This window comes from Candidatus Thermoplasmatota archaeon, assembly GCA_035540375.1.
GTDB lineage: Archaea > Thermoplasmatota > SW-10-69-26 > JACQPN01 > JAJPHT01 > DATLGO01.
Map to the genome: position 1 here is coordinate 16,098 of DATLGO010000069.1, position 22,846 is coordinate 38,943.

Consider the following 22,846-nt stretch of genomic DNA (forward strand, 5'->3'; position numbering starts at 1 on the left):
GGTTTATCGGACCTTCGTGGCTTCAGCGACGGCCGAGGTGGGCACGTTGGATCTCCGGGAACACATCCTCGCCTGCGGGGCCGTCAAGTTCGGCGACTTCGTCCTCGCGTCGGGCGCCCGCTCCAGCTATTACGTCGACATCAAGAAGGCGAGCGGCAGCCCGTCGGTGCTCCGGGCGATCGGCGAGCGCATCGCCCCCCTCGCGCGGCCGTACGACGCCGTCGCCGGGATGGAGCTCGGCGCGGTGCCCATCGCCGTCGCGGCCGGCCTTGCCGCGGACAAACCCATCCTCATCGTCCGCAAGCAGGCGAAAGCCCACGGCACGGGCTCGCGCATCGAGGGCGAGGTCAGGTCGGGCCTCCGCGTGCTCCTCGTCGAGGACGTCACCACCTCGGGCGGATCGAGCCTCGAAGCCGTCAAGGTCCTGCGCGAGGCGGGCGCCGTCGTCGACCTCGCCGTCGTGGTCGTCGACCGCGAATCCGGCGCCGAGAAGCTCCTCGGCGACGCGAACGTCAAGCTTCTCCCCCTCGTGCGCGTGAGCGAGCTCATGGGGGCCCGCCGTTGAGCGAGAAGGTCCTCGTCGTCGGCGGCGGCGCGCGCGAGCACGCGATCGCCGAGGCGGTCCAGCGGAGCGGCGGAGCCGTCTACGCGACGCTCAAGAACCGCAACCCCGGCATCCTCCGGCTCGCGAAGGAGCACAAGCTCGTCGACGAGACGGCGGTTTCCGACATCGTGGCCGCGGCGAAGGGCTGGAACGTCGACCTCGCGGTCCTCGGCATGGACGCGGCGGTCGCGGCCGGCGTCGCTGACTGTCTCGCGGCCGCCGGCATCCCGACCGCCTCCCCGACGCGCGCAGCGGGCGAGATCGAGTGGAGCAAGGCGTTCATGCGCCGACTCCTCGACGAGCGCAAGGTCCCGGGCCGCCTCCAGTACCGCATCTTCGACAACGACCGCGGCCTCGCGCGCTACGTCGAGTCCCTCGGCGAGGTCGCGGTGAAGCCCATCGGGCTCACGGGGGGCAAGGGCGTGAAGGTCACGGGCGACCACCTCGCCGACGCGGCCGAGGCGACCGCGTACGCATCCGAGATCCTCCGCACGGGCTTCGGCGGCGAGAGCCGCGTGCTCGTCGAGGAGAAGGTGGAGGGCGAGGAGTTCTCGCTCCAGTGCTTCTGCGACGGAAACGTCGCGGTCCCGATGCCCGCCGTGCAGGATCACAAGCGCGCTTGGGAAGGCGACAAGGGGCCGAACACGGGCGGCATGGGCTCTTATTCCGACGCCAACGGGCTCCTTCCGTTCATGACGCGCGCGGACTACGAGGACGCCGCCGTCATCGCGCAGAAGATCCTCGAAGCCCTCGCCGCGGAGGGCCGGCCCTACGTCGGGACGATGTACGTCCAGTTCATGCTCACCTCGGATGGCCCCCGCGTCATCGAGGTGAACGCGCGCTTCGGCGACCCCGAGGCGATGAACGTCCTGTCCACGCTCAAGACGAACTACCTCGACGTGCTGCATGCGATGGTGGACGGCACGCTCGGCCAGCGCCGCGTCGCGTTCGCGCCCGAGGCGACCGTGTGCAAATACGTCGTGCCCGAAGGCTATGGCGTGAAATCCGCCGCGAACGAACCTCTCGAGGTCGACGAGAAGGCCATCGCGGAGGCTGGCGCGCGGGCCTACTACGCCGCCGTGAACGAGCGGGACGGGCGGCTCACGACGACGACGAGCCGCACGGTCGGCATCGTCGCGTGCGCGCCCACGCTCGCGGAGGCGAACGAGCGCGCGGACCGCGCCCTCGCGGGCGTCCGCGGTCCGAGGCTCTTCGCGCGCCGCGACATCGGCTCGGCGTCGCTTCTTGCGGAGCGCGTGCGCCACATGGAGAAGATCCGCGGCTAGGCGCGCTCCACGAAGGCGCGGATCGCGGGCGAATCCACATGGTCGAGCACCGCGGCCGTCGGCCCGTCCGCGACGACGCGCCCGCCGTCGAGGAACGCGACGCGCGCCGCGAGGCGACGGGCCTGCGCGGGGCTGTGCGTGACGACGACGAGGCTCGCGCCGCGGCGGGCCTCCTCGAGGAGCACGGATTCCGCGACGCGCGCCGTCGCCGGATCGAGCTGATTCGTGCCTTCGTCCACGAGGATGACCTCCGGGTCCGCGACGACCGCCCGCGCGAGCGCGACGCGCTGGGCCTCTCCCCCCGACAAGCGCGCGGCGTCGTCCTCCGCCCGCTCCGCGAGCCCGACGCGCGCGAGCGCATCCCGCGCGCGGGCCTCGGCCGCGCGGCGCGCGAGGCCGCGGGCCCGCAGCGGGAACGCAACGTTCGCGAGCGCGGTTCCCGCGACGAGGCCCGGCCGCTGCTGGAGGAGGCCGAAGCGCGAGAGCGCCGCCCGGCGATCCGCGTCGCCGGCGACCGCGTCGTCCACCCGCACGCGGCCGGAGGTCGGCGCGACGAGGAGGTGCAGCGCGCGCAGGAGCGTGGTCTTGCCCGAGCCCGACGGGCCGAGCACGGCGACGCGCTCGCCCGGGGCGATCACGAGGTCGACGCCCGCAAGCGCCGCGCGCGCGCCGTAGCGGACGACGAGCGCCTCGGCTTCGAGCCTCACGGCGCCGCCTCCGGATGCGCGCGGGCAAGGCGCGCGAGCGCCGCGACGGTCGCGAGCGCGAGGGCGAGGAGGATCGCGGCGAGGACGAGCGCGCTTTCGAAGCGGCCCTGCCCGATCTCCTGCAGGATCGCCGTTCCGAGCGTGCGCGTCTCGTGACGGATGTTCCCGCCGACGACGAGGGCCGCCGCGACCTCCGCGAGCGCGCGTCCGAATCCGACCATCACCGCGGCCGCGACGCCGTGCCGGGCTTCGCAAAGGAGCGCGCGCGCCGCGAAGAAGCGGGAGCCTCCCGCGGCCTCGATCGCCTCGCGCACGTTCGACGGGACCTCGGCGACGGCCGCGACCGTGAGGCCCGCGATGAGCGGCGCGGCGAGGATCGCCTCGGCGACGACGATCGCGCCGGGCGTGAAGAGGAGGTCCAGGCCGCCGAGCGGACCTGAGGCGCTCAACGCGAGATACACGAGGAGGCCCGCGACGACGGGCGGGAGCGCATAGAGCGCGTACACCGCCGCGCGGACCGCGCGTCGTCCCGCGCCCCGGCCCGCGAGCGCGAGGCCCGCGGGTACGCCGACGAGGGCGCCGAGGAGCGTCCCCGCCGCGCTCACCTGCACCGTGAGGGCGAGGATCGAGGCGACTTCCCCGGGCGGGATCACGGCAACGCCCCCACCGGGCGGAAGACCGCGCGTCCCTCGACCGCGAACGCCTCGACCGCGGCCCGCCCGCCGGGTCCCGCGAGCCACGACGCGAAGCGGTCGGCGGCCGCGACGTCCGCGCGCGGGTGCGCGACGGTGACGACCGCGTAGACGTTCGCGAGGGCGCCGTCCTCGACGGGATGCTCGGCGAGGCGCGGAAGGCGGCCGCGCGCCTCGAGAACGGCCCACGTCGCCTCGTCGGCGAGAGCGTAGGCGCCGCGCTCGTTCGCGACGAGGAGCGTCGCGGCCTGGCCGGACCCCGTCTCGAAGCGCCAGGGGCCCGCGAGCCGCGTCGCGTCCACGCCGGAGGCGCGCCAAAGCGCGACCTCGCGCGCGTGCGTCCCCGAGCCGTCGCCCCGGCTCGCGAAGCGGGCCTCGGCGGCCGCGATGCGCGCGAAGGCGTCGGCGGCGGAGGTCGCGTTCGCGATCCCGGCGGGATCGTCCTTCGGACCCACGAGGAGGAACCGGTTCTCGAACACCGGCGTGCGGGCGCGGCCCGCCCCCGAGGCGACGAATGCCGCCTCGGCCTCCGGGTGGTGGACAAGGACCACGTCGAGGTCCCCGCGACGGGCCTTCTCGAGCACCTCGCCGGATCCCGCGACGACCGCGATCGCGCGCCGCCCCGTCTCGGACGCGAACCGGGCCAGCAGATGGTCGGCGAAGCCGGGGTCGTGGACGCTCGTCGTCGTGCCGACGGCGAGCGGCCGCTCCGCGTCCGCCGCGAGGCAGCCGGCGGCGACGAGCACGGCGACGAGCGCGAGCGCGGGGCGCACGCCCTCCGATGCGCCACCGAGGACGAAAAAGCCATGGTCCGATAGGTCATGTGACCGATCGGGATGTTCGACTTCGCCGACCGAACGAGGGCGATCCTCGACGCCGTCGACCGCCTCGGCAGCGTGAGCGCGGCCGCGCGCGCCGTCGGCCTCGACCCCTCGAACGCGCTCCGGCACGTCCGCGCCGCGGAGCGGCGGGCCGGGGCGCGGCTGATCGAGCGCGCGAAGGGCGGAGCCGGGCGCGGCGGCTCGCGCCTCACCCGCGCGGGGCGAGGCCTCGTCGCGGACGGCGGACCCGCGGTCTTGTGGGCGCGCGCGGGGACGTTCGACCCCGAGGAGGGGACGACGCCGCTTGCGGTCGGACGGCGCGTCCTCCACGCCGCGGGTCGCGTGCCCCCGGGCCTCGTGCAGGTCGGCTTCCGGCCGGAGGACGTGGCCCTCGCGCGGGCGGCGCCCGGGGGATCGACGCGCAACCACCTTCCCGCGCGCGTCCACGCGATCGAGGCGGGCCCGGACGGGACCTGGCGGGTCCGCCTCGCGGCCGGGGCCCTCCGGCTCGACGCGGCGGTGACCCGCGGCGCGGTCCGGGCCCTGCGGCTGCGGCCGGGAAGCCGCGTCGTCGCGAGCCTCAAGGCCTCGACGCTGCGTGTCCGCCCGCTCGGGGAAAACGGGGGTCCACGAACCCCGGGCTTGCCAAGGCTTTAAAGTCCGGTCGGATCTTGCGCGGCCGTGGTCTTCGACCTCGCCATTGATCAGACGGACATCGCGGTCTTCTTCACCCTGATCCTCCTCGAAGGCGTCCTTTCGTTCGACAACGCCGCCGTGCTTGCGGCGATGGTCCGCAAGCTCCCGGTGGAGCAGCGACGCAAGGCGCTTCTCTACGGTCTCGGCGGCGCGTACTTCTTCCGCGCGCTCGCGATCGTGTTCGTCTCCTTCATCATCGCCAACCCGATTTTGAAGCTCGTCGGCGGCGCCTACCTCGTCTACCTCGCCCTCTCGCACTTCCTCAAGTCGAAGAAGGAGCACCACGAGATCAAGCCCGTTCAGTACTTCGGCCTGAGCGCCTTCTGGAGCGTGGTCATCGCCGTCGAGCTCGCCGACATCGCGTTCGCGCTCGACCAGGTGCTCGTCGCCGTCGCGATGACGAACGAGCTCGCCATCATCATCGCCGCGTCCTTCGTCGCCATCCTGTTTCTTCGGATCAGCGCGGGCTACATGACGCGCCTCATGGACTGGTTCCCGCAGCTCGAGACCCTCGCCTACCTCGCGGTGGGCTTCGTGGGCCTGAAGCTCGTGCTCGTCGAGGTCGTCCACATGATGGGCTACAAGGACTTCGAGGTCCCGAAGATCGTCTCGATCGTGGTCACGCTTTCGCTGCTCGTCCTGCCGGTCGTCGCGAAGGCGATCTACGAGAAGGTCATCCGCAAGACGCCGGCCTGAGGCCGCGAAGCTTTATCGCCGCGGGCGGCATCGGCCCCGCGTGGCGAGCCTCGAGGAGCCGATCTACCTCTACGTGACGGGAACGGCGGGATCGGGCAAGAGCCGGTTCACGGGGGCGCTCCAGCAGTGGATGAAGCAGGCGGGCCACGACGCGATCACGGTCAACCTCGACCCCGGCGCGGAGCGGCTTCCGTACGGTCCCGACGTGGACATCCGCGAATGGATCCTCCTCGGCGAGGTCATGGACGAATACAGCCTCGGCCCGAACGGCGCGCAGGTCGTCGCGGCCGACCTCGTCGCGCTCCGCACCGCGGACATCGCGGAGCAGATCCAGGAGACGCGGACCGACTACGTGATCCTCGACACACCGGGCCAGACGGAGCTCTTCGTGTTCCGCGACGCGGGTCGCATCGTGATGGACTACCTCTCGCGGGAGCGCAGCGCCGTCGCGTTCCTCATGGACCCGTTCCTCGCCCGCCGGCCGGCCGCCTACGTCTCGCAGCTCATGCTCAGCGCGACGGCGCAGTTCCGGTTCCAGCGCCCGACGGTGAACGTGCTCACGAAGACGGACCTCCTCCCCGCGGCCGACCGCGACCGGCTCGTGCGATGGGGCGAGAGCCTCGACGCGCTCGCGGACGCGCTCTACAGCGACCCGGCGGACATGGTGACGCAGATGAACACGGACGTGTTCAAGGTCCTCGAGGGCCTCGGCGCCGGCACCGGCCTCGTCCCCGTCTCGAGCGAGACGCTCGAAGGGATGGAGGACGTCTACACCTTCGCGCAGAGCGCCTTCGAAGGCGGCGAGGACATCGAAAAGAGTTGATGCCCTCGCCCCGGTCCCGATCCCGGACCCGGACCCGGACCCGGACCCGGTCCCGGACCCGCCGCCCGGACCCGACACCCGGCCCCGGTTCCCGGCTCCCGGCGCCCGGTCCCGGCTCCCGGTCCCGGTCCCTGTCCCGGCTCCCGGTCCCGGCTCCCGATTCCCGGTCCCGGTCCCGGCGCCCGGCTCCCGGTCCCCGTCCCGGCGCCCGGCTCCCGGTCCCGGTCCCGACGCCCGGCTCCCGGTCCCGGTCCCGGCGCCCGGCTCCCGGTCCCGGTCCCGACGCCCGGCTCCCGGTCCCGGTCCCGCCGCCCGGCGCCCGAATCCCGGCTCCCCGTCCCGGCTCCCGGTCCCGGTCCCGGTCCCGGTCCCGGCGCCCGGTTCCATCACCCGGCCCCCGTTCCATGCGCCCAGGTTCTCGGTCCCTCTACGCGTCCCTGTACGGGTGCCCGCGACGGCGCACCCCCAGAGCCCAAGCCGGATAGGACTTGAAGGAGGAGCGCACTCCGGGGACGTGCGCGATGGCGACGAAGTCGGACGTGGAGGCGCTCATCCATCGGCTCGTTCCGGATCCCGAGCTGCGGAAAACCGCGGTGGATCTCAGGAATCGCGGCCACGTCGAGCGGACCGTGGTGGGTCCGAAGGCGGCCCAGGGTCGCGTGCGGGGCCGTCGGGGGGACACGGGCTACAACGTCCGGGTGTCGTTCGAGGACGGGTCGTATTCGTGCGGCTGCGCGCAGAGCCGGGTCAAGGCGTGCGAGCACGTGGCGGCGTTCCTCGTCGCGGTCATCGCCTTCGTGCCGGCGGTCGCGAGCGAGGAGGGCACGAAGGTCGCCGCGACGCGGAGCATCGCGCCCGATCCCGCGGTCGAGAAGTTCCTCACCGATCTTTTCCCGGGCATCGGCCCGAAACGCGCGCGCGAGGTGGCGCGCGTCTTCCGCAACGTGCCGGATCTTCTCGCGGCGACGGAGCGGCAGCTGCGCGATCTTCCTGAGATCGGGCCGTGGGCCGCCTCGGCGCTGCGCGAGCGGCTCGACCGGTACAGCCGCCTCTCCGACGCGAAGGCGCCCGCCCCGAAGCGCGACGACGACGAGCGGAAGGCGCCCGCGGTCGCGGTCGACATGACGTTCATCGAGCATTGGCGCGGCGCGCTCCCGGAACCGCAGGAGGAGGCGCCCGTCGCGGAGGCGTCCGCGATCCCGCGCGGCAAGGCGCGACCTCAACCGCTCGCCGGCCAGCGTCTCCTCGTGCAGGCGACGAAGGCGGGGCCGATCTTCTTTCGGCCCGAGAACGCGGCGAACCCCGTGTTCCGGCGCGTGCTCACGAAGCTCACCGAGGAGGATCCCGGCGCCGCGCGGGCGAGCCCGCGCCGCGTGTGGGTCTCGCCGCCCGACGCGTACCCGCGCTTCGTGGGCCGCCTGGAGGCCCTCGGCGCGCGGCAGGAGCCCGCGAAGCTCGTCGACCTCCCGTTCGACGGCCTCGCGCTCTACGTCGACGCGACGGGCCGCCGCGCGCGCTTCCAGGCCGTGACCGAAGGCGCGGAGGAGGCCTTCCCCGGCTTCGTCGAGATCCTCCAGCGCACGGGGTCGCACGTCTTCGACGAGGTGAGCGACCTCCACCTCATCCTCCCGAAGGACTATCCGTCGGTGCGCCAGGCGCTCACCGACCAGGGCGCGCTCCTCGTGCGCAAGCGTCTCCGTCCGGTGAAGGAGATCACCGAGTGGAAGGAGCCGAGCGAGGAGGAATGGGCGCCCGGCACGCCGAAGAAGCGCGCGACGCCCGACCTCGCGCCGTTTATCGGCGCGCCGCGCCCGCCCGGCCTCCGGCCGCACGTCCAGCTGTATCATTATCAGGAAGAGGGCGTGGCGTTCATCCGCGCGACCAACTACGTCGCGTACCTCGGCGACCAGCCGGGCCTCGGGAAGACCCTGCAGGCCATCGTCGCGGCGCTCCACCTTCCGGGCCGCATCCTCGTCGTCTGCCCCGCGGGCGCGAGGAACGTGTGGAAGCGCGAGATCAACGCGTCGACGACGGAGGACGTCTTCGTCGTGCAGCCGAGCCACGCGGCGCGCAAGGGCGGCCTCGACTTCGGCGATGCCAAGTTCGTGATCGCGAGCTACGACGGCCTCCTCACGCAACGCGACGCGATCCTCCGCCAGCCCTACGACCTCGTCATCCTCGACGAGGCGCACTACGTGAAGAACAAGGAGGCGGAGCGCACGAAGGCCGTGCACGAAGGCCTCCGCGCGATCCCCCGCCGCGTCCTCCTCTCGGGCACGCCGGTCATGAACCGGGCCGAGGAGGTGCGCAAGCAGCTCGAATTCCTCTACCCGGACGAATGGGGCAACGAGATGTGGTTCCGCGCCCGCTTCGTCCAGCCGCTCGTGCAGGGCGTGCCGGAGGTGCGGCGCCTCGCGCTCCAGAGCCTGCGCGGCTATCTCGAAGGCATCATCCTGCGCCGCCGCAAGGCGGACGTGCTGCGCGACCTGCCGGAGCGGCACGTCCTCACGGAGCACGTGCGCCTCTCGCCGGTGTGGCGCAAGGAGTACGAGGCCGAGGCGGCGCTCCTGCGCGAGCACATGCGCACGCACCGCGACACCGCGTTCGGCGCCGAGTACGAGACGACGCGCGGCCACGTCATGCGCCTGCGCCAGCTCGCCTCGAACGCGAAGGGCGAGCACGCGGAGCGCTACGTGCGCGACCTCCTCAAGACGCCCGGCGAGAAGGTCGTCGTCTTCGCCGTGTACCTTCAGCACCTCGAGGCGCTCGAGAAGTCGCTCGCCGAGTACGACCCCGTGAGCGTGACGGGGAGCGTGAACGACAAGGACCGCGCGACCGCCGTGAAGCGGTTCCAGGAGGACCCCGGGTGCCGCGTGTTCCTCGGTCAGCTCGTCGCGGCGGGCACGGCCCTCACCCTCACCGCGGCGCGGCACGTCGTGTTCGTGGACCTCGACTGGAACCCGGCGAACCACGAGCAGGCCGGCGACCGCGTGCACCGCATCTCGCAGACGCGCGAGGTGTTCCTGCACTACCTCATCGCGGGCCGCACCGTGGACGAGGACGTCGCGAAGCTCCTCGACATGAAGTCGCAGGACACGGCGCTCCTCCTCGACGGCGACGAGGACGCCCTCGGCCTCCTCGCGCGCCGGCGCCAGGCCCGCCTTGTTGCGCGGCTTGCGCTCCAGACGGCGATGACGGCCGACGCCCCCACCCCGTGATCCGGCCCCGCGTTACCTATATGAAGGGGAAGGCGGTTCAGCGACTCCCCTGAGGTTCGTCCATGCCTCGACTCACCGAAACCTGCACCTCCTGCGGCACCCGGCTCATCGGGAAGGCCACGACGTCGTTCCCCTGCCCGGGCTGCGGCGACGGCGCCGTCGGCCGCTGCGCGCAGTGCCGCGACCAGGGCGTCGCGTACGTCCACGAAGCCTGCGGCTACGCGGGGCCTTGACATGGGCAAGCTCGTCGCGGTCTTCCGCGTCATGCCCGAGGACGCCGACGTCGACCTCGAGACGATCAAGGCCGGCGTGAAGGCGAGCGTCCCGAAGGACGCGGAGCTCCAGGGCTGGCAGGTCGTCCCCGTCGCCTTCGGCCTCAAGGCGCTCGAAGTGACGGTCGTGATGGAGGACGAGTCCGGCGCGGGCCCCGACGGCGTCGAGCTGGCCTTCAGCGAGATCGCGGGCGTCGGCTCGGTCCAGATGACCGACGTCGGCCGCATCTGAAACACACCCTTCGTTTTCGGGCGAACCTTCGCCCGCCATTCTCGAACGCGACAGCGCAGCCTCCGCCGGTCCCGGACCCGGTCCCGGACCCGGACCCGGACCCGGACCCGACGCCCGGACCCGGCCCCGAATCCCGGCGCCCGGTCCCGGCTCCCGGTCCCGAATCCCGGCGCCCGGTCCCGGCTCCCGGTCCCGAATCCCGGCGCCCGGTCCCGGCTCCCGGCTCCCGGTCCCGAATCCCGGCGCCCGGCTCCCGGCTCCCGGTCCCGAATCCCGGTGCCCGGTCCCGGCTCCCGGCTCCCGGCTCCCGGCGCCCGGTCCCGGTTTCCTGGCGCCCGTGCCGCCGTTCGAGGATCCTCGGCGTTGCCGCGACCCCAAATCATCTGAAGGGGCGGGCCTTACGATTCTTATACCGTGAGCGAGTACGGAGGAACCGGGGTGTCGTCGTGAGCTTCGACGTCGAGCGCGTGCGGAAGGATTTCCCGATCCTGGACCGCATGGTGAAGGGCCGCCGTTTGGTGTATCTGGACAGCGCGGCGACGACGCAGAAGCCGACGCCGGTGCTCGAGGCGATGGCGCGCTACTATGCGCGCTCGAACGCGAACGTGCACCGGTCCATCCACACGCTCGGGGAGGAGGCCACGGAGGCGTACGTGGGCGCGCACGAGACGGTGGCGCGCTTCATCGGGGCGCGCGGTCTCGAGGAGATCGTGTTCACGAAGAACTGCACGGAGGCCATCAACACCGTGGCGTACGCATGGGGCCTCACGAACCTCGAGCGCGGCGACGAGGTCGTCGTGACGCGGATGGAGCACCACGCGAACTTCGTTCCGTGGCAGCAGATCGCGCGCGCGAAGGGCGCGACGCTGCGCATCGCGCCGCTCGACGCCGAGGGACGCGTGGACCTCGAGGCCTATGGCGCCCTCCTCGGGCGCCGCACGAAGATCGTGGCGTTCACGGGCATGTCGAACGTGCTCGGCACGATCACGCCCGCGCGCGAGATGATTCGGATGGCGCACGACGCGGGCGCGGTCGCGCTTGTGGACGGCGCGCAGAGCGTGCCGCACACGAAGACGGACGTGCGCGCGCTCGACGCGGACTTCCTCGCGTTCTCCGGCCACAAGATGCTCGGCCCGACGGGCATCGGCGTTCTCTACGGCAAGATGGACCTCCTCGAGCGCATGCCGCCCTTCCAGTTCGGCGGCGAGATGATCCGCCGCGTCGAGGACGAGAATTCGTCGTGGAACGATCTCCCGTGGAAGTTCGAGGCCGGGACGCCCATGATCGCGGAGGCGATCGGCCTCGCCGCGGCCGTCGACTACCTGAACGGGCTCGGCATGGACAACGTGCGCGAGCACGAGGAGAGGCTCGTCGCGAAGGCCTATGCCGCGCTTGCGGCGGTCCCGGGCGTCACGCTCTACGGCCCGAAGCCGGGCCCCGAGCGCGGCGGCGTCGTCGCGTTCAACGTCGAGGGCGCGCACGCGCACGATCTCGCGTCGCTCTTCGACGACGCGGGCATCGCGGTGCGCGCGGGCCACCACTGCGCGCAGCCGCTCATGCGGGAGCTGGACGTCCCGAGCGCGGCGCGCGCGTCCTTCTACGTCTACAACACCGAGGCGGAGGTCGAGGCGCTCGCGTCCGCGGTCGCCCGCGCCCGGGAGGTGCTTGCGTGACCGAATTCGGCGGCGACGCGGAGGCGATGTACCGCGAGCACATCCTCGACCACTACAAGCACCCGCGCAACTTCGGCGTGCTCGAGGGCGCGGACATCGACCACCGCGAGGACAACCCGCTCTGCGGCGACGACATCCGCATGATGCTCAAGCTCGACGGGGACGGGCGCGTCGCGGACGTCCGTTTCCACGGCCGGGGCTGCGCCATCTCGCAGGCCTCGGCCTCGATGCTCACGGAGCGCGCGAAGGGGCTCACGCTCGAAGCGATCAAGGGGCTCCAGCGCGACGACCTCCTCCAGATGCTCGGCATCACGGTATCGCCCGTGCGCCTCAAGTGCGCCATCCTGAGCCTCGTCGTCCTGCGCGACGGCGTCGAGCTCTACGAGAAATCGCACGCCCCCGGTTGAGTTCCACCGGAAACGGGCGGGCATGGCTTTTAGCCGGCCCGGGGCATCCGCGCCCATGCAGCCCGGGCGGATCGACCCGAAAGCCCTCATCGCGGCCCGGCCCGCCTGGGACACGTATTTCATGGAGATGGCCCGCCTCGCGGCCCGCCGCGCGACGTGCCACCGCCGGCAGGTGGGGGCCGTCCTCGTCCGGGACAACCGCGTCCTCGCGACGGGCTACAACGGCAACCCCGCGGGCTTCGAGCACTGCGCGGAGATCGGATGCATCCGGGAGATGCTCCAGGTCCCCTCCGGCCAGCACCACGAGCTGTGCACGGGCCTGCACGCCGAGCAGAACGCCATCATCCAGGCCGCCGTGACGGGCGTGTCCATCGCCGAGTCGACGCTCTACACCACCACGTTCCCGTGCGTGACGTGCGCGAAGATGATCCTCAATGCGCGGATCGTCGAGGTCGTCTTCGAGGAAGGCTACCCAGACGAGCTCGGGCGATGGATGCTCGCGCAGGCGCCCGCGCTCAAGCTCCGGCGCTTCGGCGAGAAGGGCGAGACGACGATCGCGGGCCGCGGCGAGCCGCTCGAGAGCGTCATCGCGTCGATGCCCATCGTCCCGGACCCTCGGGGGAAGGCCTCGCGGGGCGCGGCGTCCTCGACGCCGTGATCAGCGCGAATAGCGGAGCACCGCGGCGACTTCCCGGCGGATGCCCTCGACCGAGCCGTGGTTCACGAGCATCACGTCCGCGAGCGCGAGGACCGCCCCGAGGCCCCAGCCGAGCTCGCGCGTGTCGCGCGCCTCGAACTCGGCCTCGTTGCGGACGTCGTCCTCGCGGTGGCGCGCGAGCAGCCGCGCGAGGCGCAGCCTCGGCGCCGCGTGGATCCCGACGAGGATGAAGTCTTCGCCCAGCCGCGCGCGGAAGACGCCCACCTCGTCCATGCTGCGCACGCCATCGATCACGACGACGGGCGCGCCGGAGGCGATCGCGCGGTCGGCCGTGCGGTCGGCCCAGACGCCCCTGCCGTGGCGCTCGCGCATCTCGGAGGCGACCTTCCCGACGACGTCGGGCGCGAGCGCGAGGCCCCGCGCGCGGACCTCGGCCCACACGGCGTCGCCCATGCGGAAGACGGGGAAGCCCATCTCCGTCGCCACTTCCACGGCGATGGTCTTGCCCGCGCCCGGCATGCCGGCGAACGCGATGGCGCGCACGCCGCGGGGCGGGGCCTGTTCCGTCATGGGCGCGGGTACGCGGGAGGGGGAGAAAACCGTTGCGCTCGCGCCCGCGCGCCGCGGGAGCGGAGCCCAGATCGCGTCCGCGCGCGCCGACGGCGGAGGCGACGCGCGAAGCTCGTTTTGATCGCGGTCGCCAAGATTCAACCACGATCGTCAAAATCGGGGCCGTCCATTGTCGATCAGCCCGGCGGCCGCGGTTGACTCGGTCAAAACCGGTGATCGAGAACCCCGCACGGTAGAGGCGATACTGATTAGTCGAATGGGGGCAGTCGTCGCCCAGAGACCGGACCCAGCCGATCCCGCTCCGAATATTCCATCTTGGAAGGGGGCGAGCGGGCGAAACCAGGTCGGGAACTCACTAGGGGGTGCCATGAATGGATCAACTGTCAGTGCTCACACTGGACTCGCGCCGGCGGGTCTACGAATATGTCCGGCAAAATCCGGGATCTCATCTGCGCATGATCGCGCGGAGCCTCAAGCTGCCTCTCGGGACCGCGCTCTACCATCTCGACTTCCTCGCGTCGAGCGACGTGCTCGTCGTGCGGCGGGACGGTCGCTACAAGCGCTTCTTCGTGCGACACATGCTCGGCCGGCGCGAGAAGGACTACGTGTCCGCTTTCCGCCACGGGGTGCCGCGGAAGGTCGTGACGCTGCTTCTCTCGGACGGCGGCCGCCGCACGCAGCGCGAGCTCGCGCGCGAGGTGGGGGTCTCGCGCTCGACGCTCTCGTTCCACGTGGGCAACCTGGTGGGCGCCGGCATCCTCACCTGCGAGGAGGCCTGGCCAGAGAACCACTACGGGATCGCGGAGCCCGAGATCGCGACCAAGATCCTCGTCATGTTCAACGAAAGCCTGGGCGACGACGCCGACGACCGCTGGAGCCGGATCGTCGAGACGCTGCGGCAGGGGGCCGCGACCGTCGACGACCGCGCGCCGCGTTTCGCGGAAGCGGACGATGCGGCCTGGAGCTGAAGCAAGGGGGTGTTCGATACGACGACGACCGGAACGGAAGGAACGATCCCGACGATGCCTCTCAGGGGGCATCTCGGTAACTGGGAGAACGGCGCCAACGTGGTGTTCTTCGGGAACAGTCTTCCCGTCGAGTGCCAGCGTTGCGGCGCGTTCTGCGGCACGAGCACGGGACACAAGTACTGCGGGCACGTGACGTGCCCCATCGCGCTGCGCGAATTCAAGCGTCGGCGCCGCAAGAGGACCTCGACGCTCGAGCAGGTGTACATCCCCCGCAAGCGCCAGGAGATCGCGGCGGGAAGCGACGAGGCGCCCTGATCAGCGCGTGCGGCCCCGCCGCTCCTTCAGGAGCTCGGCGAACTCGGTCGGGCCGTCGAGCTTCGCAAGCTCGTCGCGCCCGACGATGGCGGTTCCCTCGATCGAAAGACGCGTCGTCCGACGCTCGACGATGAAGACGCCGGTCGCGAGCGTGACGTCCGCGAGGTCCGCGAGCGCCGCCGCGCGGGGTCGCGCGTCCGCGCCCTTGGGCACGACGCCGGCGAGGATCGCCGCCTGGTTCGAGGGTTCGGCGTTCTCGCGCGCGACCGCGTTGAACGGCAGGCGCCCGAGGGGCGCCACGCGGAATCCGATCCCCGCCATGAGGCTCAGGGCCTCGCGCTCGAAGCCCGCCTGCAGCCGCTCGAGGTCCACGACGGCCTCGCGGCTCGGAGCGCCCTCCTCCCCGCGCTTCGCGAACGGGTCGAGCGGCTTCACGAGCGGCTCCGCGAGGAAGTCCTCAAGCTTCGCCGCGACGTCCACCATCGCGGCCATGCCCTCCTCGTACATCGCGATCGCGCGACGCGAGACGCCCGCGACCTCCGCGAGTTGGCCAAGGCTGAGGCCGCGGGCTTCGCGCAGACGCCTCAGCGCGACGCCGTCGAGATTCACGTAGAATCCGCCGGGCGCCGCGTAGACGAGCGGCTCGACGCCGTCCTCGACGACCTCGCCGAGCGTGCCGAGCGTGAGGATGTTGATGCCGTGGCGCTGGTACATCGCGCCGTCCTCGAGCTCGCGCGAGGAGGAACGCTCGCCGACGAGGAGGGGGGTCGCGCCGAGGAATCGCGCGAGGACCTTCATCTCGTCCGCGAGCGCCTCGCTCAGCGAGTCGACGTTGGTGAGGACCTTCACGATGAGCAGCCGTTCGTCGCGGCGCGCGATGACGTCAAAGGTGACGGGGCGCGCGTCGGCGGATTCGCTCAGGCGGAACCCGGCGCGGGCGAGCGTCGCGCGGACCGCTCCGACGAGGTCGCTCCTCATGGGCAGGGTCCATGTGGAATTTCCCGAAATAAGGCTTCCGGGGTGGGTCGGGGGACACCCCGTCTCCCTCCCGGGTGACAAGGGGCGACTTATTTGAGGTCCCGGGAACCCTCCCGCGCTGGAGCCGCCGGGGACCCCCCGGCTTGGAGGTCTGAATTCATGAATCCGCTCACGAAGAAGCTCGCGGCCGCCGTTCTCGCGGTCGCGTTCGCGCTGCCCATGGGCGCGGTGGCCACGAACCACACGCCCTGCCCGAACAACCGCCCCTACTACGATTCGACCGTCCTCGAGAGTCAGTCGCAGTGGCAGGACCCGAAGGCGAGGAACGACTCCCTCCGGAGCCTCGTCGTCCGCTTCGACAAGGACACGAACCGCGAGCTCGAGCCCGGGAAGACCGTCTACCTCTGGACCCTCGTCGGCTACACGGCGGGCCCCAAGGTCTCGGATTCGGTCAAGGACCAGAACGGTCGGCCCGTCCAGGAGCCCAAGCCGAACACCGAGAATCTCTCGCGCTTCAAGGGCCCGACGAACACGGGGATGTGGTATGTCGAGTCAAACGGCCTCGCCGGGTTCCAACCCCTCCCCAACCAGTGCCTCGCGCCCGACGGCGTGTGGGTCACCATCTACCACGCCGACACGGCGTGGTCCAAGGCGCCGCTCGCGTGAGCCCGCCCCGGGCGCCCTGGCGCCCGTTTCCTCTTTTTTTGTCGAACATGTCCAGCGACCGCGCCGGGCGGTCGCCGACCCCGCCCGCGCGGGGCCCGGTCAAGCCGCCGCTCCACAACCCTTAACTCGCTTGAAGCGGACGGGCGGACGCTGGAGCCCGCGCGACGCCACGCTCTACCGCGAATTCGAGAGCTTTATATAGCGACGTAGGCGTCCAAGCGGCCATCCGGCGGATCCGTGGTACCATGCGTCTCGCCTTTTCGAGGTTTTCCGCTCTCGCCCTGACCGCGATGCTCCTGCTTGGAGCCCTCTCCGGTCTCTTCGTTCCCCTCGCGAGCGCCCAGTTCGGAAACTCCGACCTCGCCGTCGTCCAGGATGAGATCGCCTTCTTCCGGCCCTCGGCCGGCACCTCGGGCGACCCCATCGACCTCACCGAGCGCGGCAGCCAGGTGAAGGTCCGGGTGAACGCCACCCGCACCTCCACGAACGACAACCCGCCGCTGCGGGTCACGCTCGTCGTCGAAGGCGTGCTCGGAAGCGTCCGCGTCGGCCCCGCGGTCTGCACGTACATGGAATGGGACCAGGGCCAGCTCAAGGCCTCGCGCGAGCTGTTCTACAACATCCGTCCCGACGCGACGAACGCGACGTACACGTTCACGGCCTATCTCAACACGCTCACGAAGACGGAGCTCAACACGAAGTGCGGCGCCAACTACGCGAACAACGCGCCCGAGTACAGCGAGGAGTTCCTCACCCAGCCCCGCGACGAGAACAACCGCGGGACGCGCAAGCTCAACGTCGGTCTGCTCCCCGACTTCCGCGTCGGCGAGATCCGATGGTGCGCGGGCGTCCCGCCGCAGAGCAACCGCAACTGCAGCCCGATCGGCAACTGGATGGACGAGGCCGGCGGCGCGTCGCTCTACTACAACCGCACGTACTACTCGAACGCGCCGACGCACTTCGACGCCGTCATCTACAACGGCGGGCACGCGTTCGTCAACCCGAACACCAACGCGCCCTCCTCGTTCTACGTCAACTTCACGCTCAGGCACAACGGCTCGGGCGCGGCCGTCCTGTCGCACAACGTCAAGTGGAACCGCCTCGGCGACGCGACGACGGCGGACCGCGTGCCGTCGGGCGTCTTCAACCTGCTCGCCGCGGCCGGCAACTACACGCTCACCGTGAAGGTCGACCCGTTCGGTGACACGTTCGACTCGAACTTCACGAACAACACGAAGCTTCGCTTCATCGAGGTCGTCGGCGCCGACATCGCCGCGAACCTCACCACCGCGAACCTCTTCGGCGGCAAGGGCGCGACCCCGCAGAACCCGCTCCCGAAGACGGGCACCTTCACGTTCTGGGCCGGCATGAAGAACGTCGGCCGCGTGACTCCGCCCTCGGGCGTCGACCCGGTGCGCTTCGGCATCTATCTCGACGAGGTCGACCCGGCGAACCTCATCTGCAACGCCGCGGGAGACCGCCAGGTCTTCGACGTCGCGGCGTCTTCGCTTTCCCCCGGAAGCGCCGTCTGGGGCATGCCGAACGGCGCGCAGCGGAAGGCGTTCGAGTGGCACATCAAGACGGACGGTTCGGCGTGCGCCGTCACGCCGGGCAAGCACACGCTCCTCATCGTGGCCGACGCGCCGGAGACGGACCCGCTCGGCTCGGTCTACGAAGGCAACGAGCTGAACAACACCATCGCGCTCGTCATCTACATCAAGGACGACGCGCTCCCCGCGATCAACTCGCACGCGATCGCCTCCCACCCCAAGGCGAACACCGCGCGCGACACGGAGCCGGCCGCGCCCGCGGGTTGCGGCTGCTTCGCGATGCGGCCCGAGACGCGCTTCAGCATCAACGCGACCGTCACCGACAACTCGAACGTCGCGGACGTGCACGCGGTCATCCTCTATCCGAACGGCACGGTCGCGGCGAACATCTCGCTCGCGCGCGTCGGGCAGTCCTCGAACTACACGAAGGTCTTCGACGGCAAGGAGTCGTTCTTCAAGCCGGCCGGCCGCGAGAAGAAGGTCTACGGGATCTACAAGTACTACATCGCCGCGCGCGACGATTCGGGCAACTGGGTCACCTCGAAGTCCCAGCTCCGGTCCTTCAACCTCAAGGAGTGGGCGAAGACGACCGAGGTCCTCCGCCCCGCGGCGAAGGAGGGTCACGTCTATGATTACGACCCCTCGGGCACGTCGATCGTGATCACGATCAAGATCAACAACACCCGCGAGACGGGTCACCCCGACCGGGCGGACTACCACAACCCCGTCGGCAAGACGCTCTGGCTCAAGGCCCCGAAGGAGAGCGCGGTCTCGAGCTACGCCTTCGCCTCCGACCTCTCGTGCCGCGGGTCCGGGCTCCCGCTCGACGAGCGCGTCTGCACGAGCGGGCACGATGAGTACAGCGTCGCGCTCACGACCTCCGCGGACCCCAAGGAGGCGATCGGGAAGTACACCGCGTGGATCAACGTCTCGGACGTCACGGGCGAGATCAAGCGCATTCCGTACAACTTCTCGGTCCTCGACAAGGTTCCGCAGCTCGTCGACAAGACCCACGTGAAGCTGCTCGACGCGGGCCAGAACTTCACGTTCTACATGAACGCGAGCGACGACATGGGCCTCGCGGAAGCGCGTCTCAACATCACCATCCTGGACACGCCGTTCGTCTACAACACGTCGCTCAAGGGACCGACGAACAAGCCCAAGACCGGCATGTGGTGGGCCAACATCCCGACCGGCTTCGGCACGAACCTCAGCCGCCAGGCGCTCTACAACGTCACGGTCCTCATCCGCGACATCAACAACAACTGGAACAATCACGTGAAGTTCAACCTCACGCTGCGCGACAACCAGAAGGCGCCGACGCTCGCGACGGGCGTCACGCCCCCGCCGCCGTTCCAGATCGGCGAGAACGCGACGTTCTTCGCGATCGCGCGCGACGACACCGAGGTTTCGGTGAAGATCACGCTCTTTAAGAGCGCCGCGCCGTTCCTCAACGCGACGATGACGGAGACGTCGCCCGGCAACTGGACGTACACGTGGAGCTGCGCCGAGGCCGGGATCTTCTCGTACCGGGTGTCCGCGACGGACTCCGCGGGCTTCGAGAAGGTCGACGTCGAGCGGCCCTTCGACTGCGTGCCGAACACGGCGCCGCGCACGACGTGGACGCCGGGGTCCTCGGAAGGCGTGTCGATCAACGGCGTCAACTACGTGGGCCGCTCCCCCACCTTGCACTTCCTCACCGCGGACGGAGCCGACAACGTCAACGAGTCCTCCATCTCGGTGAAGGTGAACGGCGTCGCGGTGAAGTTCGACAAGCAGTACGACGCGGGCCGGAAAGGCTTCCGCATCACGCTTCCGCCGCAGACGCTCGGCGCGCCCCTCGCGCACAACGCGAGCATCCACGTCGAGATCACGAGCGCGGACCTCTCCTCCGCGGAGCTTTCGGCGACGACGCCCATCGCGTTCAAGGTGGACGCGCTTCCGCCCCGCACGCGTCTCGTCTCGCTCGAGCCCTCGGTCGTCAAGGGCGACACGACGTACGTCGGTCCCTCGACGCGCTTCGTCCTGCAGGCCACCGATCCCGACGGCCTCCCGACGGGCGTCTCGGGGACCTTCTACGAGGTCGGACGCATCTCGCTCAGCGCCCTCACGCGCTACCCGAGCGGGGGCTTCACCCTCAAGAGCCTCCCCGAGGTGTACTCGGGCCCCGGCCAGTACGTGGTGCGGTGGAACTCGACGGACGACGTCGGCAACAACGAGACGCGCGGCGTCGCGGGCACGACCTCCGCGAGCGTCTATCTCGACGAGAATCCTCCCGCGGAGAACCTGCTCGAGAGCGACCACCAGGGCCGCTACGTGAACGTCTCCGCGCGCGACATCGAGTCCGGCAGCGCCGTCTCCGGGTCGGGCGTCAAGCGCGTGACGGTGTTCTACCGCCTCGACCGCGGCCCCGAAGTGCGCCTCGAAGCCGCGCTCGAGGACGGCAAGTGGCGCGCGGTCCTTCCCGCGGGCAAGCGCGGCGAGAACGTCACCTACTACATCGAGCTCGAGGACGAGGTCGGCAACGTCGGCCACTCGCGCTCGCCCACGAAGCCGTACTTCTACGTCGTCGGCAACAGCGTGCCCGGCCTCACGATCCGGTCGCCCGCGAGCGGCGCGACGGTGAAGGACGTCCTCCGGATCCTGTGGACCACCTGGGACGACGACGCCGACGACCGCGTGGTCGTGACGGCCTACTACCGGCTCTCCGGCCAGTCGGTCGGCGATCGCCTCATCGGCAACGTGAGCGACGGGACCCACATCGACTGGAACACGCTCGACGTGCCGGACGGCAAGTACGACATCACCGTCGTCGCAAGCGACGGCTTCGCGTCGACGCGCGTCGTGGTCCCGATCACCATCACGAATGCGGGCCCGGCGATCTCGAGCCCGCGCGTCGATCGCGACGAGGTCCGGCCGAAGGAGTCGATCCTCGTCACGGCGCGCATCAACAAGGCCGACGTGCGCAGCGTGAAGGCCCTCGTCCACAAGAACGGCGTCCAGGTCTCCGAAGTCGAGATGTTCGACAACGGGCAGAACGGGGACGCGCGCGCGAACGACCGCATCTACAGCGCCCGCGTCGCGGTCGACTCGACGGGCTCCTACACGATCATCGTGGAGGCGACCTACATCGAGAACAACGAGCCCGTGACGAGCCGGTCCGGCACGAACGCGATCAAGTTCACGGTCAAGTCGACCGCGGGCGACATCGTCGCGGAGAACGTCGTCCTCCTCGTCCTCGTCGGCCTCCTCGCGGCGGCCCTCGGAGCCGTCGCTTTCGTCGCCTGGCGCAAGTGGAGGGGGGCGCCGTGAGCATTCCCGGCCGGACGCGGCGCATCCTCATCCTCGCCGCGGCGGGGGCGGGCCTCGTGGGTCTCCTCCTTGCCCTCTCGGCCGTGGTCCTCGCGCTCGACGACGCGGCGATGTGGATCGTCGCCGGGCTCGTCCTCCTCGCGCTCGCCGTCGCCGCGGAGCTTGCGCTCCTCGTCGCGGGCGAGGCCGAGGCTTTCGACGAGGCCGGCGAATGGCACGACTGGGAAGCGCAGGCCGCGACCCCCGCGGGCGAGCTGGTCCTGCGCTGCGCCGGCTGCGGCGAGACGTTCACGATGGCCGACACCGGCGCGCGCCCCCTGACGGGCGCGTGCCCCCACTGCGGCCAGAGCGGCGTGCTCCGCGGCGAACCCGTCGCGGAGCGACCCCCCGCGCCTCACCGACGGTGAGGAATCGGCGTCACCCCCGACCGGACACACAGAGCCGATTTGGAAAAACTTCAAGGGGGGTCCCGCGGGCTTCGGGCGCGGAGTTGCTGACCTTGAAGTCGCTCGGTATCTGGATCCTCGCCACCGCCGTCCTCGTCGCCTACAGCGGCGCGGCCGCGGGAAGCTACGCGAAGGACGACTGCGAGAAGTACTGGTACGTCCCCGGGACGGCCCCCTCGGCCGAGAACGCGAAGGGCCACTTCTGCATCAAGCTCGAGACCTCCAAGCGACAGGGCGAGCCCGATTCCTACTTCGTCCACATCCCGAAGTCTTCCGGGTCCCACAGCTACGGATGCAACGGCACGCTCGGCGCCAACTGCTTCACCATGTACGAGGAGACGAACAAGCAGGCCGGCCTCCAGACGCGCCCCGGCTGCCTCGTCGGCAAGATCCCCAAGATCTGCTGGGCCGCCGACACCGAGAACGAGTTCTGATTCATCGCGCACCCTCCGGGGGGTTCCGGGAGGCTTTACCTTCCCGGGGGGCTGCGCAGGGCTCGCGCTCGGAAAGATCGTGGGCCTCGTCTCGGGAGTAAGCCCCTTTCTGTTCGCGCCCGGCGCCTTGCGGCGTCGGGGTTGACGGCATTCGCCTAGGCGTCCCACTGGCCGTTGGGGGCGCGGGCGCCCTGGGCCTTTGGACTTGCTCCGGGGCGGATGGCGCGTTTCATCAATTCCCCGCGCGTCGTCCGGGGCACCGCCCTTGACGGGCTCCCCCTTCACCCCAACGCGGGGCTGTGTCGTTTCTGCTCCTCCGTGCGGGCTCTCGCCCGCCCCGTCGCGGTGCGCGCGCTTCGAGGCGCGCGTCGCGCCGGGCCCCCTTCCCGCGTGGAGAGGGGACTTTCCTCAGCGCCCTCGAGGGGCACCGTCGGCCGTCCTCCGACTCGAGGCCGAGCCGTCATGTGGGCTCATCCGTGATAAGGGTGCGTTCCGGCCGGGCCTCGAGCGGCATCATGCTCGGGATGCCGCGCGCTCACCGCCGCCGCGCCACGATCGCGAGGATCGCCCGCGCGTGGCGCCGTCGGCGCACCGGGCCGAGGCCCGGGATGCCCGCGAGGTCCGCGCGCGTTCGCGGGCGCTCGCGCGCGATCGCGAGGAGGGTCGCGTTCGGGAGGACCCGCCAGGGCGGCGCGCCGAGACGGCGCGCGGCTTCGCGGCGATAGGTCGCGAGGGCCTCAACGAGCGCATCGCCCGGGGGGAGGCGGACGGGAGCGGAGGGCATGGGCCTCCCTCAACGCCGGCCGGGCCTTGGACCTGCTC

At 70.9% G+C, this 22,846-nt stretch carries 23 protein-coding genes and 1 other RNA gene; 17 read left to right on the forward strand and 7 right to left on the reverse strand.

What is annotated here, in order from left to right; all coding sequences use genetic code 11:
• Positions 1-46: 46 nt before the first annotated feature.
• Together pyrE and purD are read left to right on the forward strand one after the other, a co-directional pair.
• The gene (gene pyrE, locus VM889_07970) at positions 47-565 is read left to right on the forward strand and encodes an orotate phosphoribosyltransferase (protein ID HVL48477.1); all 519 of its coding nucleotides are present in this window, start codon (positions 47-49) and stop codon (positions 563-565) included.
• Positions 562-1,890, forward strand: coding sequence for a phosphoribosylamine--glycine ligase (gene purD, locus VM889_07975; GenBank protein ID HVL48478.1), 1,329 nt, complete (start codon positions 562-564; stop codon positions 1,888-1,890). The genes pyrE and purD overlap by 4 nt, the downstream gene beginning before the upstream one ends.
• Here purD and VM889_07980 read toward each other — a convergent pair.
• Genes VM889_07980 through VM889_07990 form a run of 3 tightly spaced genes read right to left on the reverse strand, consistent with a single transcriptional unit; the run spans position 1,887 to position 4,062 of the window.
• Positions 1,887-2,597 (reverse strand): ATP-binding cassette domain-containing protein, encoded by a 711-nt coding sequence (locus VM889_07980; GenBank protein HVL48479.1) that lies wholly within the window; start codon positions 2,595-2,597, stop codon positions 1,887-1,889. The two genes, purD and VM889_07980, sit on opposite strands and share 4 nt — an antisense overlap.
• Complete coding sequence (locus tag VM889_07985) at positions 2,594-3,250, reverse strand: ABC transporter permease (protein ID HVL48480.1); 657 nt, start codon at positions 3,248-3,250, stop codon at positions 2,594-2,596. The genes VM889_07980 and VM889_07985 overlap by 4 nt, the downstream gene beginning before the upstream one ends.
• Entirely contained in the window at positions 3,247-4,062 is an 816-nt protein-coding gene (locus tag VM889_07990; protein HVL48481.1) for a substrate-binding domain-containing protein, read from the reverse strand. Before VM889_07990 ends, VM889_07985 begins: the two co-directional genes overlap by 4 nt.
• A 63-nt stretch (positions 4,063-4,125) precedes the next feature.
• On the opposite strand from VM889_07990, the gene VM889_07995 reads away from it, so the two are divergent.
• The 9 genes from VM889_07995 to VM889_08035 all read left to right on the forward strand — a co-directional run bounded on the left by VM889_07995 (position 4,126) and on the right by VM889_08035 (position 12,785).
• On the forward strand, positions 4,126-4,767 hold the full coding sequence (locus VM889_07995) for a TOBE domain-containing protein (protein ID HVL48482.1): 642 nt from the start codon (positions 4,126-4,128) through the stop codon (positions 4,765-4,767).
• A 24-nt stretch (positions 4,768-4,791) separates the two neighbouring features.
• Positions 4,792-5,502, forward strand: coding sequence for a hypothetical protein (locus VM889_08000; protein HVL48483.1), 711 nt, complete (start codon positions 4,792-4,794; stop codon positions 5,500-5,502).
• 40 nt (positions 5,503-5,542) lie between these two features.
• Positions 5,543-6,325 carry an ATP/GTP-binding protein gene (locus VM889_08005; GenBank protein ID HVL48484.1) on the forward strand — a complete coding sequence of 261 codons (783 nt, stop codon included), beginning with the start codon at positions 5,543-5,545 and terminating at the stop codon, positions 6,323-6,325.
• A gap of 521 nt (positions 6,326-6,846) precedes the next feature.
• The gene (locus tag VM889_08010; protein ID HVL48485.1) at positions 6,847-9,543 is read left to right on the forward strand and encodes an SNF2-related protein; all 2,697 of its coding nucleotides are present in this window, start codon (positions 6,847-6,849) and stop codon (positions 9,541-9,543) included.
• Positions 9,544-9,605: 62 nt separating this feature from the next.
• Positions 9,606-9,776 (forward strand): zinc finger domain-containing protein, encoded by a 171-nt coding sequence (locus VM889_08015; protein ID HVL48486.1) that lies wholly within the window; start codon positions 9,606-9,608, stop codon positions 9,774-9,776.
• A gap of 1 nt (position 9,777) precedes the next feature.
• Positions 9,778-10,047: an elongation factor 1-beta gene (locus VM889_08020; protein HVL48487.1), complete on the forward strand. Its 270-nt coding sequence runs from the start codon at positions 9,778-9,780 to the stop codon at positions 10,045-10,047.
• Positions 10,048-10,493: 446 nt separating this feature from the next.
• Complete coding sequence (locus VM889_08025; GenBank protein HVL48488.1) at positions 10,494-11,720, forward strand: cysteine desulfurase; 1,227 nt, start codon at positions 10,494-10,496, stop codon at positions 11,718-11,720.
• Positions 11,717-12,127, forward strand: a complete 411-nt coding sequence (locus VM889_08030; GenBank protein HVL48489.1) for an SUF system NifU family Fe-S cluster assembly protein — start codon at positions 11,717-11,719, stop codon at positions 12,125-12,127. The genes VM889_08025 and VM889_08030 overlap by 4 nt, the downstream gene beginning before the upstream one ends.
• Before the next feature lie 55 nt (positions 12,128-12,182).
• Positions 12,183-12,785, forward strand: coding sequence for a dCMP deaminase family protein (locus tag VM889_08035; protein ID HVL48490.1), 603 nt, complete (start codon positions 12,183-12,185; stop codon positions 12,783-12,785).
• Here VM889_08035 and VM889_08040 read toward each other — a convergent pair whose 3' ends face one another.
• On the reverse strand, positions 12,786-13,355 hold the full coding sequence (locus VM889_08040) for an AAA family ATPase (protein HVL48491.1): 570 nt from the start codon (positions 13,353-13,355) through the stop codon (positions 12,786-12,788).
• 455 nt (positions 13,356-13,810) lie between these two features.
• Here VM889_08040 and VM889_08045 point away from each other — a divergent pair, with 455 nt between their 5' ends.
• Both VM889_08045 and VM889_08050 read left to right on the forward strand, forming a co-directional pair.
• Positions 13,811-14,323 carry a helix-turn-helix domain-containing protein gene (locus VM889_08045; GenBank protein ID HVL48492.1) on the forward strand — a complete coding sequence of 171 codons (513 nt, stop codon included), beginning with the start codon at positions 13,811-13,813 and terminating at the stop codon, positions 14,321-14,323.
• 54 nt (positions 14,324-14,377) lie between these two features.
• Positions 14,378-14,638: a hypothetical protein gene (locus tag VM889_08050; protein ID HVL48493.1), complete on the forward strand. Its 261-nt coding sequence runs from the start codon at positions 14,378-14,380 to the stop codon at positions 14,636-14,638.
• Here VM889_08050 and VM889_08055 read toward each other — a convergent pair whose 3' ends face one another.
• Entirely contained in the window at positions 14,639-15,616 is a 978-nt protein-coding gene (locus tag VM889_08055) for a transcriptional regulator (protein HVL48494.1), read from the reverse strand.
• A gap of 159 nt (positions 15,617-15,775) precedes the next feature.
• Here VM889_08055 and VM889_08060 point away from each other — a divergent pair, with 159 nt between their 5' ends.
• The 4 genes from VM889_08060 (at position 15,776) to VM889_08075 (ending at position 22,024) form a co-directional block, all read left to right on the forward strand.
• The gene (locus VM889_08060; protein HVL48495.1) at positions 15,776-16,282 is read left to right on the forward strand and encodes a hypothetical protein; all 507 of its coding nucleotides are present in this window, start codon (positions 15,776-15,778) and stop codon (positions 16,280-16,282) included.
• 245 nt (positions 16,283-16,527) lie between these two features.
• The gene (locus VM889_08065; protein ID HVL48496.1) at positions 16,528-21,144 is read left to right on the forward strand and encodes a choice-of-anchor X domain-containing protein; all 4,617 of its coding nucleotides are present in this window, start codon (positions 16,528-16,530) and stop codon (positions 21,142-21,144) included.
• Positions 21,141-21,551, forward strand: coding sequence for a hypothetical protein (locus tag VM889_08070; GenBank protein ID HVL48497.1), 411 nt, complete (start codon positions 21,141-21,143; stop codon positions 21,549-21,551). Before VM889_08065 ends, VM889_08070 begins: the two co-directional genes overlap by 4 nt.
• A gap of 83 nt (positions 21,552-21,634) precedes the next feature.
• Entirely contained in the window at positions 21,635-22,024 is a 390-nt protein-coding gene (locus VM889_08075; GenBank protein HVL48498.1) for a hypothetical protein, read from the forward strand.
• An 86-nt stretch (positions 22,025-22,110) separates the two neighbouring features.
• On the opposite strand, the gene rnpB is transcribed toward VM889_08075, so the two are convergent.
• An RNA gene (gene rnpB, locus VM889_08080) (RNase P RNA component) lies at positions 22,111-22,474 on the reverse strand.
• An 85-nt stretch (positions 22,475-22,559) separates the two neighbouring features.
• Positions 22,560-22,808, reverse strand: a complete 249-nt coding sequence (locus tag VM889_08085; GenBank protein ID HVL48499.1) for an HRDC domain-containing protein — start codon at positions 22,806-22,808, stop codon at positions 22,560-22,562.
• Positions 22,809-22,846: the final 38 nt, after the last annotated feature.

Coding starts and splice junctions, on each gene's coding strand:
- VM889_08010 (HVL48485.1), top strand. CDS start 6,847: ATGGCGACGAAGTCGGACGTGGAGGCGCTCATCCATCGGCTCGTTCCG.
- VM889_08035 (HVL48490.1), top strand. CDS start 12,183: ATGCAGCCCGGGCGGATCGACCCGAAAGCCCTCATCGCGGCCCGGCCC.
- VM889_08085 (HVL48499.1), bottom strand. CDS start 22,808: ATGCCCTCCGCTCCCGTCCGCCTCCCCCCGGGCGATGCGCTCGTTGAG.
- VM889_07995 (HVL48482.1), top strand. CDS start 4,126: ATGTTCGACTTCGCCGACCGAACGAGGGCGATCCTCGACGCCGTCGAC.
- VM889_08050 (HVL48493.1), top strand. CDS start 14,378: ATGCCTCTCAGGGGGCATCTCGGTAACTGGGAGAACGGCGCCAACGTG.
- VM889_08055 (HVL48494.1), bottom strand. CDS start 15,616: ATGAGGAGCGACCTCGTCGGAGCGGTCCGCGCGACGCTCGCCCGCGCC.
- VM889_08065 (HVL48496.1), top strand. CDS start 16,528: ATGCGTCTCGCCTTTTCGAGGTTTTCCGCTCTCGCCCTGACCGCGATG.
- VM889_08015 (HVL48486.1), top strand. CDS start 9,606: ATGCCTCGACTCACCGAAACCTGCACCTCCTGCGGCACCCGGCTCATC.
- VM889_08040 (HVL48491.1), bottom strand. CDS start 13,355: ATGACGGAACAGGCCCCGCCCCGCGGCGTGCGCGCCATCGCGTTCGCC.
- VM889_08045 (HVL48492.1), top strand. CDS start 13,811: ATGATCGCGCGGAGCCTCAAGCTGCCTCTCGGGACCGCGCTCTACCAT.
- VM889_08020 (HVL48487.1), top strand. CDS start 9,778: ATGGGCAAGCTCGTCGCGGTCTTCCGCGTCATGCCCGAGGACGCCGAC.
- VM889_08060 (HVL48495.1), top strand. CDS start 15,776: ATGAATCCGCTCACGAAGAAGCTCGCGGCCGCCGTTCTCGCGGTCGCG.